Below are 19,708 nucleotides of genomic sequence, written 5' to 3'. Positions count from 1 at the left end.
CGTTCCCTCCGCCGCCTGCGAGCTGACTGCGACCATGTGTGAAGCAGCACGGCACCGCCAGTCTTTTCCAATGGATAAACTGTGGGAGTGATCCTGTCAAACACGGAACGCACCGGCGACGCACGCCAGCGCCTCCTGGCTCGGCTTCTCGACGCCTTCGAGGAGACCCTTCCCTCGCCGGAGGTGTCACTCCGTGAGATCGCTGTCCGGGCCGGGACCAGCCACGCCCTCCTGCGATACCACTTCGGGTCGCTCCCAGGCGTCCTGGCAGCCATGCTCAAGGCGCAACGATCCCGTGACAACGAGGCACTGTTCGAGGCCGCCCAGCAAGGCACCTTCGACGACCTCGTCGTGGCGATCTGGCAGACCTACACTCGCCCGGAGCAGCTGTCGCGTGTCCGCGGCTTCTTTCACGTCGTAGGACTGGCCGCTTACAGCCCAGAGAACTTTCGTGAGTTCATCGACTCGCTCGACGACCTGACCAAGATTCTGGCCTCACTCGCGGAACGCGAAGGGCTCGACACCAAGGAAGCGCTGACTTTGGCCACCGTCACCATTGCCGCGATGCGTGGCCTGCTCTTACAGGAGCTTCTGACTCCAACAGCTCACTCGGAGGACGCGGTCGCCTTGATCCTGCGCATGAGCAAGGACCAAGCCGTTCCACGGACACGCTAGTAGCGTGTCGCTACATAACGGTAGTCCTTTGGATCTTGGTGGGCAGGGATAGAGGATACGGTTCTTCGCCGTAGAGGAGGCCGGTGATGTCCAGGCTGGCGCCTTGCCCTCCCGCACCGGGGCCGTTGGAGCAGTTCGCGGCCCACTTCGATGAGCTGTTCACGCACCTGGCGCAGCGGCGCGGGTTTCGCGAGTATCTGAGCGGTCTGCTGGCGCCGCGGGAGCGCAACAAGAGGCTGACCGCCCTGGCCGGGGCCGAGCCGGTGGTCGGCGGCAAGGACGCGGCGGTGCAGCGGCTGCAGTACTTCGTGTCCGAATCGTGCTGGGATCCCGACACGGTCAACGGACGGCGACTGGAGTTGCTGCTGGCCGATCCGGCCACCCGCCCGCAGCCGGGCGGGGTGCTGGTGGTCGATGACAGCGGGGGACCGCAAGGACGGCACCGCCACCGCGTTCGTCGCCCGCCAATACCTGGGCCGGGTGGGGAAGACCGACAACGGGATCGTCACGGTGACGGCGGTGTGGGCCGATGAACGGGGTCTACTACCCGGTGTTCGCCGAGCCCTACACCCCGGCCGGGCGGTTGCCCCGCGGCAGGAAAGACCCAGCCTTTCACACCAAATGGTGGCTGGCCGCCGATCTGGCCGGGCGCGCGGCCGAGAACGGCTTCGTCTGCCGGGTGATTGCGGCTACGGCGACATCGACGCCTTCCGGGCCGCGCTGGAGACGGCGGGCCTGCCGTTTGTGCTGGGCGTGCGCGCCACCCACGGCAGGTGGGGACGGGCCGACGATCCGCCCACCCCGCGCGATGCGGCCCGCGTGCTGACCTGGGGCGGCCCGGAGAACCCGGGAGATTGGCGGCCGGTCCGGCGCCGCTTCCGCGACGGGCGCACCCGCACCTGGTGGGCGGCCGAGGCCACCTTGGACGCATGGGGTCCCGATGCCCCCACCCGGCTGGTGATCGCCACCACCGACCCCGCAACGCTCCCGGATGTGTCCACCTGGTACCTGGTCACCAACCTGCCCCGCCCGGGCGGCCCGCACGATGCCGCCCAAGGCGGCCATGGCCCCCGACGGTAGCCCGGACTACCGGGAGCCCGCCACAGGGCGCGACTTGTAGAAGGACTCCTCCAGGTAGGCGACCTCGTGTGGCTGGTAGGGCTCCTCCAAGTAGGCGGCCTCGTCTTCGTCGAGTTCGACGTCCACCGCGGCGACCGCGTCGGCCAGCTGGGCCGGCTTGGTGACCCCGACGATGGGCGAGGTCACCACCGGGTTGCGCATGACCCAGGCCAGGGCGACCTGGGCCGGGGACAGACCCCGCTTGCCCGCGATCTCGTGGACGCGCTCGGCCACTGCCTGGTCCTCGTCACGGTAGAGGATCTTGCCGCCCTCGTCGGTCCCGGCACGCGCCGTCGCTGTGTCCCGGGCCCGCGTCAGCCTGCCCCGCGCCAGCGGGCTCCACGGGATCACGCCGATGCCCTGGTCGGCGCAGAGTGGGAGCATCTCCCGCTCTGCTTCTCGGTGGATGAGGTTGTAGTGGTCCTGCATCGACACGAACCGGGTCCAGCCGTTCAGGTCAGCCAGGTACAAGGCCTTGGCGAACTGCCAGGCGTACATGGAAGAGGCTCCGATGTAGCGGACCTTCCCGGACTTGACCGCGTCATGTAGCGCCTCGAGGGTTTCCTCGATCGGGGTGTCGTAGTCCCAGCGGTGGATCTGGTACAGGTCGATGTAGTCGGTCCCCAGGCGCTTCAGGGAGGCGTCGAGCTCGGCGAAGATCGCCTTGCGGGACAGCCCGGCGCCGTTCGGGCCGGGGCGCATCCGCATCCAGACCTTGGTGGAGAGAACGACCTCCTCGCGCCGGGTGAAGTCCTTGACGGCCTGGCCGACGATCTCCTCGCTGCTTCCGGCGCTGTACCCATTGGCTGTGTCGAGGAAGTTGACGCCACTCTCGAGGGCCTGCTTGATGATGTCCCGGCTGGCGTCCGCGCCCAGCGACCAGGGCTCGCCGCCCCGGTCCGGCTCGCCGAAGCTCATGCAGCCGAGGGCGATGGCGGAGACTTCCAGTCCGGTCGTTCCAAGTTTGATGTATCGCACGCTTCCGAACCTAGGAGTTGGAGTGCCCTCTAACGCAAATTCGGAGGCGTGGGGCATGCGCGCCCTGTCAGGTTTCACCATGCGCCCGGAGTGCTGGCCCCTCCACGCCAGCCACCGTCCCTGTCAGCAGTTGCATGAACACGCTAGGTGAGAAGCCGAGCCTCCGGGTGCTGCTACTTCTCACCGACATTCCGGGCCCGATCAACCCCCGAGTGCTGTCCAAACTGACCGACAAACGCTGCTGCTACTCACCAGCAAAATCACCCATGGGATGCCGATGCCCTGCGCTCCTATGTGCTGGACGTCTGGGCTGGCCAGACGGGGTGCTGATCGCCGATGACACCAGCGCGATCAAGAAGGGCGACGCGGCGCAAGGGGGGCGGGCTCTCCCGACGAGGTGGACCTCGCCACCAAGCCGGCTCTGGCTGCTGAAGACGATGTCGCTGAGAAGTAGAAGCGCTGAGGGCTTGGGGTGAGAGCGCCAGCGTGCTTCAGACCGTTTCGAGCGCATGCTCAAGGAGTGCGGTAGCCGCAGGGAGCGGGTCGGCCGGGAAGGCCAGCAGGATAGTGCGCACGGAGGCCGGTTCGAGAGGGATGGTGTGAACGCCAGCGTGGTGAGCGGGTAGGGAGAGCTCGGGCAGGATGCTCACCCCGAGCCCTTCGGCGACCATGGCGAGGATGCTGTTGGTGTCGCGGACTCGATAGTGGCAGCGCAGGCTCACACCTGCTTCCTGCGCGAGTGCCGTGATGAGCGGCTCGCATCCGCCCGTCGACATGATGAACGGCTGCCGGGCCAGGTCCGCGACCGGCACGCTGTGGCGTACGGCCAGGTCGTGGCCGCTGGGTAGGGCGGCCAGCATCTGGTCGGTGGCCAGCGGGCGCATGACCAGATCGGGCACGCTGGCGGAGACAACCCCGGCCGTCAGGGTGCCGATGTCGGCGGCCCCGGTCTGCAGCCAGTCGAGTACCTCCCCGTCCGACCCCTCGATCACGGTGAGCCGCACGTCTGGATGCGCTTCGCCGAACGTTCGCAGGATCTGCGGCAGCAGGCGGGCGTTGGCGCTGGGGATGGCGCCGACGCGCAGGCTGCCGCGGCCGTCCCCGCGCGCCGCGGCCGCCTCCTGCTCTAGGGCTTCGAGCTGGGTGAGGATGTGCGCGGCGCGACGGCAGACGGCCCGCCCGGCCGCGGTCAGGCTCACCCCGTGGCCGCTCCTGATGAGGAGGGCCAGCCCCAGCTCCCTCTCCAGGCCGCGCACGGCGTGGCTGACCGCAGACTGCGTGGTGTTCAGCTCCTCGGCCGCGCGGGTCATGTTGCCGGTACGCGCGACCGCCTGGAGGATCCTGAGCTGCGTGAACGTCATAGCGCCGCGCGCAGCAGCCCCACGACCAGCGGGTGTGGGCGCCCGGGCCACGAGCTCGTCTGCGGCACGAACAGCGTGGCCAGATAGTACGGGTGGCCGGGAATCTCCAGTACCCGGGCCTCGCCGGTGTCGTCCACGCCCGTCACCCGTAGTCCGCCCACGTGCAGGGCGCTCTGGTAAGCGGGATTGAGGCCGAAGTTGCAGTAGTACTGCTCCTTGGCCTCCTCGCGCCCGTACACGTCGGCCACCAGGGAGCCGGGTGTGAACGTGACGGGCATGGTCCGGCCGGCGAGCGAGCAGGCCAACTCGGTGACGAACAGGCTGGAGGCGTAAGGGTCGTACTCGGCGTGCTGCGCGTCCTCGAACCCGAGCACGTGGCGGGCGTACTCGAGAATGATGTGCTGGCAGCCGCCGCATGTCCCCAGAGTGGGGACGCCGTGCTCGCGGCCGTGCCGGAGCGCCGCCAGTGCGCCGCGCAGGCTGCGGTACGGGCTCCCTGGAGCGCACCACAGCACGTCTGCGGCGCGGACGGCGGACAGGTCCGCTTCGAGCGGCTCGGTGGCCAGCCAGCGGACCTCGATCTCGATCCCGAGGTGGTCGGCGGCGTGGCGCAGCGCATCATCGGTAGCCACGTGCGGGGTGTATGTCTTGTCATAGTCGCCGATGACCGCGACCTGCAAGGAAGGCGTCATGCGCCCACTATGCGGGGACGGCGGCATGAGCTCCAATACCTGATCACGCAGACGTCATGAGCTCACGCTCATGACGTCGTCGGTCTCAATGTCCACATGGAAACGGGGCGCGTCGTGGACCGACTGCACGACTACGAGCGGGCAAGGCGCTGTGCCAGGTAGAGGCAAGACCGCCAGCGCCGGTTGTCACCGAGCGCGTTTCTCGCCACGTTCCGCCGAACCGTCGGCCGCTACCTCTGTAGGGACGGTGGAAGCCCATGGAACGGTATGGCACCCCGGTGGAACGCCTATGAGGGTGTCGACAAATCAGGTTCAAGGAGTGATGAAGGAGACGTTCGTGTCATCCGTATTCAGGAGAGCGCGTGCTGCCGTCCTGGCCGCCGCACTGCTCTGCGTCCCTGCTCTCGCCCCGTCCCCGGCCGCCGCGTACCCGGTGTTGCCACCCTCCGGCGGCGTGCTCTACGTCACCAACGCGGTCTCCGGCGATGTCTCGTCCCTGGCGATCGGCCCGGGGGGCACCCTGTCGCCACTGGGCACGCCCGTGTCCACCGGCGGTTGCACCCTGGAGGGCACAGGCCCCGGCTGCACCCCGCGGGGCATAGCACTCACCCCGAATGGGGCCACCGCGTACGTCGTCAACAGCGACTCGAGCACGCTGGCGGTGTTCCGAGTGGGAGTGCGGGGCGCGCTCCAGCCGCACCCGCTGCTCGTCGAGACCGGGAAGGAGCCGTGGGGGGCGACGGTCGCGCCCAACGGCCGCACCCTGTACGTCACTGATACCGCCGACCGGACCATTTCGGCGTACCGCATCGGAGTCGATGGCACCCCCAGCCGGTTCGCCGTATTCCGCACCACCTCAGACCACCCGAAGCAGACGGTGCTGTCCCCCGACGGGCGCTTCCTCTACCTCTCGTACGCGGACGCGGACGAGACCGAAGACAGCCCGGCGCGGCCCATCACCAGATACGCCGTGCTGCCGGACGGCTCGCTCGGACCCCCGCAGGACGTGGCGAAGGCCGGGCCGGCCAACTACGGGATCACGATGAGCCCGGACGGCGGCCTGTTGTACGTGACCTCGAACGTCGCGCAGAACGTGCAGGGTTTCCGGGTCGGTAAGGATGGCTCGTTGAAACCCGTGCCCGGGTTGCCGGTCTCCGTGCCGTTCCCGGTCGGTCTCAAGGTCACGCCCGATGGGCAGCACCTGTACGTCTGCGCCAACCTCGACACCGGCTCGCCCCCCGGCGGTCTGCTCGGCTTCACGATCCACGCGGACGGCTCGCTCACGCCGACCGCCGACTCGCCCGCCCCCACTGCCGGCACCGCGGCGGTCGCGATCACACCGGACGGCCGGGACATCTTCGCCAACATCCAGGACACGAGCCAGGTGGTCGCGTTCGCGATCGGATCCGGCGGCACGCTGAAGCAGGCTCCCGGATCGCCGTTCAGCACCGGTGGGAAGCGCCCGCTGAGCCAGTCGCTCGCCGTACGGCCGGTTCCCGCAGCTATCCCGCAGTAGGGATCAGCCCGACCGTGATGCGCGGATCGCCGCTACCGACGATCTGTGCATCACTGTCGGCACACACCAGTACCAGCTCCTACCGCATGGCTCAGACCCGCGCCCGGACACAGGCAGGAGAATCGGCCTGATCATTACAGCTCACTATGGGCCCACGACCTGATCACGTTCCTTGTCAGGCGGTCGACCGCGTTCCGGCAGGGGACGACTCTCTCGAACCTACGATCGAACTATGGTGATCCGGCTAGCATGGCGTGCCATGGCGATCACTGAAGAGCTGGTCACGAGGCTGCGGGCCGCGGCGACTGCGGGGGATCCGGACGCCGCTCGCGAGCTAGGCCGCCTGCTGTGCATGCTCAGGACCGACTCTCGGGAAGGCATCATGGACGGGGAGTTCCTCGCTGCTTGGCCGGAGGAGCCGTGGCTCCGCGCCGCCTTGCGCGCCCGCCCCGACGATCAGCTCGCCGCCGTCATGCTCGCCGGGCGGCTCGTCCAGCAGATCGCCTACTGGCGGATCGATGATGACCACGCGATCGCGCAGGGCGAGGACGACCACACCCTCGCTCGCAGGCGGGACGAAGCACACGCCCTCTACGTGCGAGTGCTGGAAGCGGATCCCGGCAATCCCGCCGCGCGCGCCGGAGTCGCCACCCTGAACGCCTGGGCCGATGGCGCTGGCGGCATCGACGCACTGGAGAAGGAACCTCCCTTCTCGTACTACGAGCTCCGTCTGGAGGCGGGGTCAGGCTCGTTCCTCCATTCCGAGTCCGTCGTCACCACTCATCCGGACGAGGTGCGCTGGGCCTGCTCATGGCTCATGGCTCCGGTGGTGGCGGAGGTGGAAGAACCTCCCTTCGGCGTAGAACTTAGCCTCTTCACCTATTCGGACGGGCGGTTCGCCGGCTCGATCAACCTCGGCGAGCATTTCACCGCCGACGGCCTACTCGACTGGGACGCGGTCGAGATACCGCCGCTCACCGGCGAGCCGCTCCCCGCGGGCCACCCGGTGGGCACGAGTCACTACGGCTACTCCTGCGACTGGGGATGAGTCCGATCGTGCCTGTCAACCGCGGGACCAAACCAATCACTGGTGGGATCATTGGCAGAGGAGCTGTCGCGCCGAAGACGACGAGGGGCTGCATGGTCTCAAACCTAAGAACGGTCGGCGCAGCTACGACGTGGAGGCCAACAAATCCCTGAGTGGCCTGGGAAAGCGCCACCAAGATCATCCAGCATCCGGCCTTGCGTCGCGTTCACGCCAGCGGCTGCCGCTCGCCACTCGCCGACGGTCCTTTGGCCGTGAAGCAGTACATGCCCATCGCGCCGGTTACGCACAGGGTGAGGGTGTCAGGAAACCATGCGCACGAACGCAACGGTCCGGAGAGCCGGACCACGACCAGGCTGCTGGCGCGATGCGGATCCCACAAACGGACCAGGCCATCCGAATAGGCCGCAGCGATCAGCGAGCCGTCGAACGAGATGGCGACGCTCTCTATGGCGCCGCCACCTTCTGAGAGCACGCGTCTGAGGCAGCCCTTTGCGTCCCATAGCCGCATCTCACCGTTCGTGTCGGCCGAGACGAGCCATGAGCCGTCGGGCGCGATCGCCACCGAGCGGATTCCGCTCCGATGTCCGCGCAGCTCGCCACGGGACGAGCCATCCGCCTCCCACAAAAGCAGCGCACCGTCCTCTGCAGCCGTCACCCACCAGCCGCCATCGGGTGCGATCGCGATGGAGCTCACCCACAGCCGGCTACCGGTCAGCACACGGCGAACCTCCCGGCAGCCCACATCCCAGACGCGCACCGAGCCGCTCCAGTCAGCAGCGGCGAGCCATGACCCATCCGGCGCGATCGCGACGGCGGTCGCACCGCCTCGATGTCCAGGCAGCATTCCTCTCTGGGAACCGTCCCGGTCCCAGAGACACACCCGGCCGTCCCATCCCGCAGACGCGAACCAGGTGCCGTCTGCGGCGATGGCGACCTGACTGATCCAGCGGCCATGCCGCCCCAGCAGCTCTCGCGAAACTCCGTTCGCATCCCAGAGACGGACGGAACCGTCACTGCAGGCGGACGCCAGCCAGGTCCCGTCGGGCGAAACAGCGACCGACCTGACATCTACGCCATGGCTGGCGGATCCCCTTCGCCAGAGAGCTTCGCTGTTCCAGATCTGGAGGCTGCCGTCCAGCCCTCCCGACACGAGCCAGGCACCGTGGGGCTCAACGGCCAGCGCCGACACACCGCCGCCGTCGCACTCGGTGACACGACTTCTCGTCGCGTCAGCCGTCCAGAGACGAAGAGTCCCGTCCAGTCCTCCGGACACGAGCCACTCACCGTCAGGCGCTATGGCCACCGTGCGCACCACGCCCCGATGTCCCTGCAGAAAAGCCCGTTCCCGTCCGTCGGAGTCCCAGAGCTGGACAACGCCCAAGTCGCCGGCCGCGGCGAGCCATTGTCCGTCGGGCGATATCGCTAAATCCCGCAGCCGCCGGGAACGGCCGAAGATCACCCGGCTGATGCCGCCCTTTGCGTCCCACAGCCGCACCGCGCCGTCCGAATCCGCCGAGGCCAGCCATGGCCCCATCTCCGGAATGGCCACGGCCTGCACCTCGCCCCTGCGGGCGTACAGACGGCCGTGGCGAGAGCCGTCGACTCCCCATAGCAGAATGCTTCCGTCGTTTCCCGCGGACGCGAACCACGAGCCGTCGTGAGAAATGGCGACCGAATTGATCGCCTCCTGATGGCCTCGCAGCGACACGACATCGCCGCCATCGGCCGCGACCACGTGTACGACACCTTCGCTGTCGCCGGCCACCATCCATTTTTCCGTGGGCGCTATGGCCACTGACGTCATTCCGGAGCTCTGGGCGATCAATGTCGTCTGCTGAAGCCCCTCCACACTCCATTTGCTGAGCACCCCGTCCAAACCCGCCGACGCGAACCAGGATCCCCCGGAGGCAATGGCGATGGCGGCCACGCTGGACCTGTGCCCTCGTACGGCCAGCCAGGGATCAGGGGATTGGTCGGGAAACGGCCATCGCATGTTCAGGTGCCATGCCGCCGACGACTCCACATACTCTTTAATCCCCTTGGATAACTCGGGCATGTCATCCAGGCGGGTCAGCAGCGTTGCCGCCACGACCTCGGCGGGATCGGCCGGGTCGAAGAGATGAACGTTCTGCAGAATGACGCTGCAAAGCTTGTCCGCGAGAGGCGTCCGCAGCTCCGACAGGTCCTTTTCGGCCGCAGAGACACCGGATCGAGCCATCCTGCCGCTGAGCCATCGCAGGTCACAGACGACTTTCTCGACTTCGTGCGCCAGCGCGGCCTCCTTGAAATGATAAACAAGGTTGTCCCAGAAGTAGTCCGCGCCGACGGGCAACGACCACCATCGACGCTTTTCGGACGCGGCTGAGGAGACCGGGAGGGACTCCAGCAGACGGGTGTTGCAGCGGACCACCCCCTCCGCGGTCAGCGTCACACGAGCGTAGGCCCGGACGGTCGCGTGCAGAGCGAGAAGCTGGCGCCCGGAGTTCCACTTCCTCGACACCAGCGATAGCTCCTCCAAGCGCTCACAGAGCTGAACCGTCTGCGGGGGTGCGAGTCCGCCGGTCCCGGACCAGAGAAGCTCGACAATCTCGATGGGTACGTCCGTGTTCTCCGGAAAAATGGACAGCTCCAGGAACCGCTCTCGCTCCTGAGGTTCAAGAATGCAGAGGCTGTATTCCATGGTGTCGGCGACCAACCTTTTGCGGACGGTTCGAGACCGCATGTCGAAGACGGACGGGCCTTTCTCGCGCAGCCGTCCGATCGCCTGGTCGACTGCGAGGCTGATGTCTCCGCCTCGCGCCACCTCCTCCCGCAGGCGCCGGTTCACCAAGCTCAGCAGCAACGGCAGACGGCCTGCGACATCGAGCAATTCGCCTTCCGCGCCCACCGGCAGCACCGGCAGGCCGTCGCGGAGAATTTGGGACGCCGTGCCCTCGAACAGATCCTCGACGCTCACGGGGCAGGCGTAAGGAGGCACCAGAGCACGCAGCCGGGTGGTGAACAGCAGGCGATACGTCGGTTCATTGGGCAGGAACAACTCCAGCTCCCGGTCGTCCCATACGTCGTCGACGACCAGCAGGGTCATCTTGCGATCCGCGAGGGCTCGCTTCAGACAGTGGCTCGCCTGCTCCGGATCAGAGGTCATCGGACGCACCTCGCTTATTTCAGCGACCGCGTCATTGATGCGCTCCACCAGATCCAGTCCGCCTTTGTCGCGGCCCAAGGTTATCCAGACTATTCCACCTTTGAAATAGCGGCGAACGCCGGGGCTATAACATGAAGCCGTGGCCAGGCTGGTTTTGCCGGCGCCCCCATGGCCGAAGATTCCCACGACACTCACACTGTTCGTAGTACTTCCCGGATCCTCCGGCTCGCCCCATGAAGCGATGAGTACGCGCTTACCCACGGGTGGGAAAATATGCCGGCGAACCTTCTGAGCGATTCGACGCAGAGGCGCGAACCTCTTCGGCTCCTTCGTCAATTCCGTGATGACCGCCTCCAGTTCGGGCCGGTCCATCCAGGATTCCCGCACCGGTACGCTGAACAGTGCTCCGACGGGACGTCGTTCCTGCAACCGTGGGATTGCCCAGGTCAGACATCCGATCAGCAGGGCCAGAATGAGGAGACCTGCTATCCAGATGCCCTTATAGCCGACCACGGCGGCCGGAAGATAATCGCTGACCACATTGACCGGCAGACCTATCACGATCCCGAGAAGGGTGGTGACGACCAGCAGCAAGCTTGGAAGTCTGTTCTTGGGACGTACCATCGATCACCTGGCCATGTGCACGATACACAGGTAGCGCATCATATCTTGTACGGCAAAGACGGCGCAGGCGCTTGATGATATGAGAAATAGATCGAATCTGCTCATATGCGGACATTGCGTATCGTGAATGCTATGCGACCAGGTCATAGACCTGCGGGGGTTCGGGTGGCCTGGCCTGATCTCTGGCCCTGAAACGAAGCATTGCAACCCCGAACCGCAACCGGCGGCTCGTTGATCGCTTCTGTGCCGGGACCACTCGCGCGTGATCAAAGGCGCAGCGGCCCCTGCTTCTAGCCTCGATCTTTCTCGGCCTGGAGTTGGTCGGCTGAAGTCTTCGGCTGGAGGTCGATTTCCTCGCTGTGGTCAGCGTGGGTGCCCGGCTGTCGCGCCGGGTGGGCGGGGTTCCACGGGCCCACGGGGTTTCCTTTCCTGGTCGTGGGGCGGGTTGGTGCTGGTCAGGTTGGTGCCGGTAGGGCGTGCAGGCGTGCCAGGGCGGTGATGATCTGGCGGGCCCAGGGCCATCGTGTCGGTATGCGGAGATGCAGGCGGCGGCCTCCGTGCACCAGGCGGCCGACCACGGCGAACAGGCGCAGCCGCAGGCGTTTGGGCTCGTAGCGGCGGGCGTCGGTGCCGTGCAGTGCGAGCATCTGCATCCAGGCGAGCAGTTCGCAGGCCAGGGCGACGATCTTGAGCCAGATCTGGTTCTGGGTGAAGTCGGGCAGGGGCAGGTTGCGCAGGCCGGTGTCCTTGGCGGCGCGGATGCGGTCCCCGGCGCGGGTTCGGCGGCGGTGGCGGAGTTCCAGGTCGGCGAGCTGGCCGCCGGGGGTGCCGGTGACGAAGCAGGTGAAGCGGTGTCCGTCCAGATCGGTGAAGCGCAGCTGGGCGCCGGGGTGCGGGCGTTCTTTGCGGGCGATGACCCGCATGCCTTTGGGCCGGCCGGTCAGCTCCAGCAGGCCGGTGAGCTCGGCGACCCAGGCGCCGGGCCGCGGTTGGCGGTCGGCGTTGTAGGCGGGGGTCCAGGCGGTGGTCGGGAGTTTGCCGATGGCGGCGGCGATGTCGTCGGTGATGGTGAAGCCGATGGAGTACTTCAGCCGACGTCCGGGGCGGGTGAGCCAGGCGAGAAACTCTCGGGTGCCGCCGCCGGAGTCGGTGCGGATGAGCACGTTGCGCCGCAGGTGTTTGGGCAGCTGGGCCAGGGCGAGCCGGGTGGTCTGGATGTGGTCGGCGGCGGTGTTGGAGCCGGCGTTGCCGGGTCGCAGCAGCAGGGCCAGGGGCTCGCCGCCGTCGCCTTGGTGGTCGGCGAAGGCGGTCATCGGGTGGAAGCCGTAGCTTTCCTCCAGGTCGGTGCCGCGCGTGCTGCTTGTCGGAGTGCGAGATCACGATGGTGGCGTCGAGATCGACGATCATGGGCTGAGCGTCGTTTCCCGGGGCGCGAGCGCCGGCCAGGTGCCAGGCGCGCTGGCGGGCGGTGGCGCGGGCGGCGCCGATGGCCTTCAGTGCGCGGGCCTCATCGGCGGCGAGCCGGTCGATCAGGCGCGAGAGGGTCGGGTCGGAGGCGACCGGGCCGAACAGCTCGGCCTGGGAGCGCAACATGGCGACGTCGGCCAGGCAGTCCCCCGCCGAGCGCCAGGGTGAGAGCCAGGTCGGTGAGGATCTTTGCGGGGTCGTGGACGGTGCGACTGAGCCGCCACCGCTCCAGCTGCTGTGACAGGGCCTTGTCCAGTGCGGTGATGCGTAGCGTCTGCATCAGCAGCAGACCACCACCATGGGAGACCAGCCTGTGGCCGTCGGCGGACACGGTGATCTTGCGGCGAGAAGCGATAGAGTTCACTCGGAAAGTGCCTTCTGATCTGGGATGGACGGGGCCTTAGACAAGTCCGATCCTCCCAGCTCAAAGGCACTTTTCTTATGTGAACGATCAGGTCGGCTCAAATTCGCCGTGAAAGCCGCAGGTTAGGCACCTCAGGCGCGAGCGATCGGCGGGACGTCCTGACGATAGCGGCGCGTGCCGAATAGGAACGCTGATTGCGGGCCGATGAATAGCGTGCCGTAGCGCCCGTTGACGATGTCCTGTCCCGACACAAGGATCACCTGCTGATCGTCGGGATCCTGCGCGTGATCGAGCAAGCGACGCCTTAGACGGGAGGCCGCCTCGTCGACAAGCTCCAGATCGTACACCTCGAACAGGCGCACCTGCCGGTAGTCCCGGCCCGGCACGTTGCGAGGCGGCTCCGCGACTCTGCGCACGAACTGGAACCCCATGCTTTCCACCTCCGCCGCCAACTCAGGATGGCCGATTTCGGAAAGCTCCTCACGCAACTCGCGGCGCAGACACTCGGTGGCCGACTCCCGGCCGGATCCTTGGTGGAACCAGCGCAGGAAAGGCGCAAGCCGACGTGCGGGCACGAATCCGCGTAGGTCACGTTGCATAACGCCAGCGTGAGCCACGCGCAACTCCTCTCGGAAGGAGAAACGATCTAGGACGTGCTGTGCCGAGTGGTGGAACTTGAAGACGCCGCCCGGAGGCCCGTAGGAACCCGGGGTGTACGGCGTGTGAAACAGGACGTACTGGTCGCCCACCTTGATACGCAGCAGGACGCTCAACGAGACCCTGATCGTCCCCAGCGGCATAAGGATCACAGTCAGGACGGCTAGATTCTTGCGATTGCGCCACGCTAAACCGCCAATCCCGGCGAGCACGCTCGCAATGAGACTAGAGATGACGCCAACGATCATCGCGTTTCCAGATCTTCGCTTCTCAAGGGAATGGAGCGCACTCCAGCTTGGCATAGCAGGCTTGTACGGCAAAAGACGATGATGCCGGGTGTCGTCCGACTGTCGGAGTTACGGGCGCGGCCGATATGGTCGGTGGTGGAGGCCGCGACCCTGGGACGTGACGGGGTTCGACGATGGAATTCATCACGGACCGTCTGTATGAGCTGGTCAGCTTCATCTCGGAAACAGCAAACTACGTGTTGGTGTGGCCTCGACGCCTGCGCCCGGTGGCCGAACTCATCGGCTTGGCCTGTCAATCTCTATGTTCTCCTCGAAACAACACCGCTAGCATCTCTGAGTGACAATCGGCGTTGATGAACGGATGGCGCTCGCCCGGGAGTGGGACAGTCTCCTGGAGCAGGTTCGTGAGTTGCCGGAATTCACCGATTTCCTCGAATCGCCGTCGATCGGCGACCTGGCTGAGGCGACGTCAGACGGCACCGTCGTCATCGTGAATGTCAGTCAGTGGCGGTGCGATGCCCTGATGGTCAGTCGGGCAGGGGTACGGTCGGTGGAGTTGCCCGGGCTCAGCCGGGAGTCGGCGATGGCGCGCATGCGGGCGTACCTGCAGGCGGTTGGGGACGCGCACCTCGCCTCTCGGTCTCCCGAGGCGATGGTGGCACGAGAGCGGATGGAAGGCGTGCTGACCGATACTCTCGCGTGGCTCTGGGAGACGGTAGCGCGTCCAGTACTCGACGCACAGAGGCTCAGTGGGCCATCGGAAGGCCGGTGGCCAAGGCTCTGGTGGTGTCCCACCGGCCCGCTGACCCTGCTGCCGCTGCACGCGGCAGGCGGCCCGGGTGGCTGGGTCATGGACCGTGCGGTCTCCTCCTATACGCCAACCCTGCGGATTCTCGCCGAAACGCCGCCTGCGGTTTCGCCAGAGGATGACGACCGCCTGCTCATCGTCTCTCTCCCCGAGACTCCGGGGCAGCCTCCACTTCCGGGTGTCGTGAAGGAGACCGACGCGCTCCGGAAGCTGTTCGCTGGGCGCCACACCCTGCTGCACGGGGATGACGCGACCAAAGCCAACGTGCGCGCCGAGTTGGCCCGTCACCGATGGGCGCATCTGAGCTGCCACGCCACTCAGGACTTGACCACGCCCTCACGAGGCGGGCTGATCGTTTACGACGGACGACTGACCGTGACCGACCTCGCAGAAGAGGATCGCAAGGGCGATTTCGCCTTCCTCTCGGCCTGCAAGACCGCGACCGGCGGCACCACGCTGCCCGACGAGGCGATCACTTTGGCCGCTGTTCTCCGCTATACCGGCTATCGGCATGTGATCGCGACGCTGTGGGCGGTGGATGACTCTGTGACCGCACCCCTCGTGCACGCCCTCTACTTGGCACTCACCCGCAGTGGGTACTTCGACCCAGAGAACGCGGCCGTCGCCCTGCACCAAGTGATCCGGGCGTTCCGCGCCGGCCTGCCCACACGGCCGAGTCTGTGGGTGCCGTTCGTTCATGTGGGGCCATGATGATGAATCTCGACGCCGCCGGCTGGAACGATCACGCGATGGACCTACACGGGCGTTACCTCGTCGAGCATCGTCGAGAAGACATCGACCAGGCCGTGACGGCGCTGCGTACGGCGGTGTGGCTCGCTCGCGACGAGCCCCGGCTGCGTACACTCGCTCTGACCAACCTGGGCGTGGTCCTTCAGGACCGCTACGAAGGACATGGTGATCCGATCGACCTCGATGAGGCCGTCGAGGCGGCCGCGCTCGCCACGCACGAAACCGATGGCCACGATCCCGAACTCGCGGTCCGGCTTTCGAATCTGGGGATTGCGTTGCGAGCCCGGTATGAGGCGGGTGGGGGGGATGACGACCTGGACAACTCAATCAGTGTGCAGCGGACCGCGGTCACTCTGCCTGCTCCGGCGAACAGGTTCGGGAAGATCCTCGTAAACCTGTCGAGCGCGCTGCGCACCCGGTATGAGCGGACCGGAGGCGTTGGCGACCTCGACGAGGCTATTCAAGTCGCGGGACTCGGCTTGCGCGTTCTTGGTGAGCGCGCCTCCAACTCTGGGCGGGCGCACGCCAACCTGGGTGCCATGCTGCGGATGAGGTTCGCACGGACCGGCGAGGCCGCCGACCTTGACGCGGCGATCGGCCACCAGCGCGCGGCGATCGACGTAACCACGCCGGGCAGCCCTCTCCAGGCCCGTTTCCAGTCGAACCTCTGCGCGGCCCTCATGACCCGGTTCGAGACAACGGGTGACCGCGATGTCTTGGACGAGGCCGTCGCAGTGGGGCGGCGTGCAGTGGCGACGCGGGAGCAGGGGCCGCAGGACGAGGCTCGGTGCCTGTCCAACCTGGCTAGCGCCCTGCACGCCAGGTTCGAGTACAACGGGGAGTCCGCGGATCTCGACGAGGCGATTCGTGCGGTTGTCAGGGCCGTGGACCTGGTTCCGCCAGACAACTCCGATCATGGCCGCTATCTCATCAATCTCTCTGGCGCCCTGACGACCCGCTTCATCCGGAGCGAGGAGCCAGCTGATGTCGACGCCGCCATCGAGGCGGCGAGACGAGCGGTGGCAGCGACGGACCAGGAGCAACCTGCACTGGCCGGGCGGCTGACGAACCTCGCGATCGCCTTCGATCATCGCTACAGGCTGACAGGATCGGCCACCGACCTCGCGGAGAGCATCGCCGCGTATCGGCGGGCAGTCGCCGAGAGCGGTGACGATGACCCATTGCTGCCGGCCCGGCTGTCGAATCTCGCGCTCGGCCTGGTGCACATCGCGGAAAGCCGCTCTGAAGCTAGGAAGCTTGCCGCCCGAGCGGTTGATCTCGTCGCGCTCGGGGATCCCGACCGCGCGGGCCTACTGGTCAATCTGGCCACACTATTGACGACTAACCCGGGACCAGGAGACATCACGGCGGCCGATGCGGCACTCGCCGAGGCCACGATGGCGAAGACCGCACGTGTGTCAACTCGGATCATCGCCGGGGCCGCCCGGGGGCGTATCAACGCCGTCGAAGGGCGCTGGCCAGACGCCGCTAGCGGATACGCCGCAGCCGTGCTGCTGCTGCCGCTGCTTGCATGGCACGGTACCGCCCGTGCTGATCGCGAATATGCTCTGGCCGGCTGGTCCGACCTTGCCTGCGACGCCGCCGCCACGATCGTCGCCTCCGGCGACCCTGCGCGCGCCGTTGAAATCCTAGAGAGCGGCCGGGCCGTCCTCTGGACGTCCCAGCTCGCCCTTCGCGGCGATCTGTCCCGCCTTGCCGACGTCGATTTGGAGCTCGCCGAGCGGCTCACGAGCATTCGGAAGCGGCTCGACGCCCATTTCGCGGCGAGGTCGCAAGGGTCCGATCAACCGCTCTAACCCCGCGTGTGCGCGGCGGGCCAGTTCCTCAGCACGCTCGCCCTGCCCGGCGGCCCGTAGATCACGTGCGAGGCTGTCGTACGACCGTAGAGTGTCCAGGTGCTGCTCCCCGAGGATCTCCCTGCGCAGCCGGAGGGTTTCCTCGTTCAGCTCGAGTGCGAGTGAGGCCTCGCCGATCGCCCGCAAGTCGAGCCCGAGCCCGTAGGCGGCACGCAAGGTGTCCGGATGATCGCGGCCGAAGAGCCGGAGCAGCGCCGCACGCGCGGCGGCGTCAATCCGGCGGGCTTCTGGGAAGCGTCGCGCCAGGCGTAAGTCCTTGGCGTAGCTGATTGCCGACAGGAGCGTGTCCTGGTGCTCCTCGCCCAGAACAGCGCGGCGCCGTTCGAACGTATCCTCATCGAGCTTCAGGGCCTCTTCGGCCCTGCCGAGGGTACGCAGGTCGAGCGCGTGACCGTGCGCGCAGTGCAAAGTATCGGGGTGGTCTGGGCCGAGCACATCCCGGAGCAGCCGGAACGCGTCCCGGCTAAGGGGGGCTGCTTCAGTGAACTCTCCGGATCGGCGATGCTCGACGGACAGGTTGAAGCGGGAGATCTGTGTGTCTGGATGATTCTCGCCGAGCGCGTGTCGGCGCCGCTCGACAGTCTTCAGATGCAAATCGCGGGCGCGCGACGCGAGCTTGGGTCCGAGGAGTGGATCGGTGGCGGCCTCGAGAGTCAGGTCGATGGCGAGGTCGTGCCCTGCCGCGATGGTGCCAGGATCGTCGTCGCCCTTGGTCAGGCGAAGTCGCTCGTACACCCGTTCGTCGAGCTGGCGGGCCAGTCTGTGCTCTCCGAGATGGAAGTGAGCCTGCGCGAGTCGGCTTGTCGCAGCCAGCACCGGTTCGGCCGTGTGGCCGAGAGCGGCGCTCCAGCGGTCTCGGGTGTCGGTGGCGACGTCACGGGCCGTGAGCGCATTGCCGGTGACGGTCAGCCACTGGACTGTGTCGAGCAGGAGCTTGCACACGGCCGGTTCGTCGCCATCACCCATCGGAAGTGCCAGTATGTGGGGAAACAATCGGTGATAGAGCGGCCACGTGGCCGGTTCACGGGGATTGCCGGGGTTCGCCGCGGCGAGCGCGCTCCGCACCTCATGGTCGGGCGGGCATGGCTTGTGCGATCGCAGGAACGCGTGGAAGAGGCGGTGCATCTGGAGGCAGCCGTCTTCCACGTGGATCAGGCCGGTTGTCGCCGCCGCCCGGACGACCTGATCCAGGCGCAAGCGATCGCGGGACCGTTCGGCGAGCGCGTCAGGTAGATGGGAGGCGCCCTTGATGAACACCGTGATAGGGACAGGTGCGGTGCCGAGCGCCGCGCACACCTCCAACAACTGGACGGCCGCCGGGTCTGTGGCGTGGAGAAAGTCGAGGGCCAGCGTCCAGGTCGCGGTCAGCGACAGCGGGTAGGACACCACCCGACCGTGGTGGAGCAGTTCTCCCGCGCGCACGCCGAGAAGTTCGACGTACTCGTGGGGCGTGATGGACGACCCCTGCAGCGACTCGGCGGCCTGATCCACAGCTAGTGGCAGGTCGTCGAGCGCCTCGGCCAGCTGATCGGCGTCGCTGGGGCCGATCTCCGGGATTCTCCTGGTCAGCAGGCTGATGGACTCCGCGCGGGTGAAGTCTCCCAGAGGGACCGAGGGAACTAGCTGTGACCAGTACGGGCTGCGTGAAGTGAGCAGCACGCACCATGAGTTATCGCGTGGGAGGACTTGCTCGGCCTTCTCAAGGTCGGTCACGTCGTCGACAACGAGAAGCCAGCGCCCATCGCGGGCCAGAGTTCTCATGAGCGAGGCGGGGCTCACCGCTGGTCCAGCGGGAATCGGATGCCCCAAGTGGAGACAGACCTCCACGAGCTGTTGCACCAGCACCCCTGTCTCGGCGCCCTGGACCCAGGCCACGTGATCGTAGTCGCCGAGATACCGGCTGACGTACTCGGTGGCGAGCGTTGTCTTCCCAGTCCCGGGGCTGCCGTGGATCACGACCCGTCTTTTCGTACGCAACAGGTGACGCACCTTGCGCAGGGGCCCCGTCCGGGGTACGAGGTAAGTAAGACGGCGTGGCACGTTCCAGTCAAGCCTGCTGCGGGTGGTGTGCTGTTCGTGCACCATGGTCGCGGCCCCATGGAAAGGCATGACAGAGGCGCCCGTGAGTGCGGTGGCGGCGTGCGCCGCGAGAGAGTAGAACCACGGCCGGTCCTCATCCCGAACCGATCGGCGCGTCAAGTAGATCAGCGCACTGGCGAGAACAGCGACGAGTCGCTGTTCTCGCCATTCCGCGGCGAAGTCACGGACGACTTCCCAAGCGGTGCATTGCTGTTCGACGGCCGCGATGAGACCGCACAGTCCTTGTGTCACTCGATCGTGCGGCCCGTTCTCCGGGTCGACGAGCAACTCCGCGAGTGC

12 protein-coding genes and 2 pseudogenes are annotated in these 19,708 nt (G+C 66.9%); 7 read left to right on the top strand and 7 right to left on the bottom strand.

Features of this window, described 5'->3' with window-relative positions; translation table 11 throughout:
* Positions 1-81: 81 nt before the first annotated feature.
* From ACIBO2_RS23845 to ACIBO2_RS23835, 3 genes are all read left to right on the top strand, one after another.
* Positions 82-675 (top strand): TetR/AcrR family transcriptional regulator, encoded by a 594-nt coding sequence (locus ACIBO2_RS23845; protein WP_397299223.1) that lies wholly within the window; start codon positions 82-84, stop codon positions 673-675.
* A gap of 86 nt (positions 676-761) precedes the next feature.
* Complete coding sequence (locus ACIBO2_RS23840; protein ID WP_358542096.1) at positions 762-1,208, top strand: transposase; 447 nt, start codon at positions 762-764, stop codon at positions 1,206-1,208.
* Positions 1,090-1,755, top strand: a complete 666-nt coding sequence (locus ACIBO2_RS23835; RefSeq protein ID WP_397299220.1) for a transposase — start codon at positions 1,090-1,092, stop codon at positions 1,753-1,755. Before ACIBO2_RS23840 ends, ACIBO2_RS23835 begins: the two co-directional genes overlap by 119 nt.
* A 6-nt stretch (positions 1,756-1,761) precedes the next feature.
* Here the strand turns inward: ACIBO2_RS23835 and ACIBO2_RS23830 are convergent, their stop codons facing one another.
* From ACIBO2_RS23830 to ACIBO2_RS23820, 3 genes are all read right to left on the bottom strand, one after another.
* Positions 1,762-2,772, bottom strand: coding sequence for an aldo/keto reductase (locus ACIBO2_RS23830; protein ID WP_397299217.1), 1,011 nt, complete (start codon positions 2,770-2,772; stop codon positions 1,762-1,764).
* Positions 2,773-3,263: 491 nt separating this feature from the next.
* Complete coding sequence (locus tag ACIBO2_RS23825) at positions 3,264-4,133, bottom strand: LysR family transcriptional regulator (RefSeq protein ID WP_358542090.1); 870 nt, start codon at positions 4,131-4,133, stop codon at positions 3,264-3,266.
* Positions 4,130-4,825, bottom strand: coding sequence for a hypothetical protein (locus ACIBO2_RS23820; protein WP_397299213.1), 696 nt, complete (start codon positions 4,823-4,825; stop codon positions 4,130-4,132). Before ACIBO2_RS23820 ends, ACIBO2_RS23825 begins: the two co-directional genes overlap by 4 nt.
* A 337-nt stretch (positions 4,826-5,162) precedes the next feature.
* Here ACIBO2_RS23820 and ACIBO2_RS23815 point away from each other — a divergent pair, with 337 nt between their 5' ends.
* Positions 5,163-6,341, top strand: a complete 1,179-nt coding sequence (locus tag ACIBO2_RS23815; RefSeq protein ID WP_397299210.1) for a lactonase family protein — start codon at positions 5,163-5,165, stop codon at positions 6,339-6,341.
* A 259-nt stretch (positions 6,342-6,600) separates the two neighbouring features.
* Entirely contained in the window at positions 6,601-7,389 is a 789-nt protein-coding gene (locus ACIBO2_RS23810; protein WP_397299207.1) for a hypothetical protein, read from the top strand.
* Between the two features lie 205 nt (positions 7,390-7,594).
* Here the strand turns inward: ACIBO2_RS23810 and ACIBO2_RS23805 are convergent, their stop codons facing one another.
* The 3 genes and pseudogenes from ACIBO2_RS23805 to ACIBO2_RS23795 all read right to left on the bottom strand — a co-directional run bounded on the left by ACIBO2_RS23805 (position 7,595) and on the right by ACIBO2_RS23795 (position 13,894).
* Entirely contained in the window at positions 7,595-11,128 is a 3,534-nt protein-coding gene (locus ACIBO2_RS23805) for an NB-ARC domain-containing protein (protein WP_397299204.1), read from the bottom strand.
* 485 nt (positions 11,129-11,613) lie between these two features.
* A pseudogene (locus ACIBO2_RS23800) lies at positions 11,614-12,989 on the bottom strand (IS1380 family transposase).
* A 131-nt stretch (positions 12,990-13,120) separates the two neighbouring features.
* Positions 13,121-13,894, bottom strand: coding sequence for a hypothetical protein (locus ACIBO2_RS23795; RefSeq protein ID WP_358542077.1), 774 nt, complete (start codon positions 13,892-13,894; stop codon positions 13,121-13,123).
* Positions 13,895-14,231: 337 nt separating this feature from the next.
* Between ACIBO2_RS23795 and ACIBO2_RS23790 the strand changes: the two genes are divergently transcribed.
* Both ACIBO2_RS23790 and ACIBO2_RS23785 read left to right on the top strand, forming a co-directional pair.
* The gene (locus tag ACIBO2_RS23790; RefSeq protein ID WP_358542074.1) at positions 14,232-15,413 is read left to right on the top strand and encodes a CHAT domain-containing protein; all 1,182 of its coding nucleotides are present in this window, start codon (positions 14,232-14,234) and stop codon (positions 15,411-15,413) included.
* Positions 15,410-17,269, top strand: a complete 1,860-nt coding sequence (locus tag ACIBO2_RS23785) for a tetratricopeptide repeat protein (protein ID WP_358542072.1) — start codon at positions 15,410-15,412, stop codon at positions 17,267-17,269. The genes ACIBO2_RS23790 and ACIBO2_RS23785 overlap by 4 nt, the downstream gene beginning before the upstream one ends.
* 33 nt (positions 17,270-17,302) lie before the next feature.
* Here the strand turns inward: ACIBO2_RS23785 and fxsT are convergent.
* Positions 17,303-19,414: pseudogene (gene fxsT / locus ACIBO2_RS23780) on the bottom strand (FxSxx-COOH system tetratricopeptide repeat protein); the annotation flags it as partial.
* Between the last annotated feature and the right edge of the window lie 294 nt (positions 19,415-19,708).

Origin of the sequence: Nonomuraea sp. NPDC050022, from assembly GCF_044460705.1 — a bacterium.
Taxonomy (GTDB): domain Bacteria; phylum Actinomycetota; class Actinomycetes; order Streptosporangiales; family Streptosporangiaceae; genus Nonomuraea.
The sequence above is the reverse complement of the archived record's forward strand: the minus strand, read 5'-3'. Positions and strand labels throughout refer to the sequence as shown.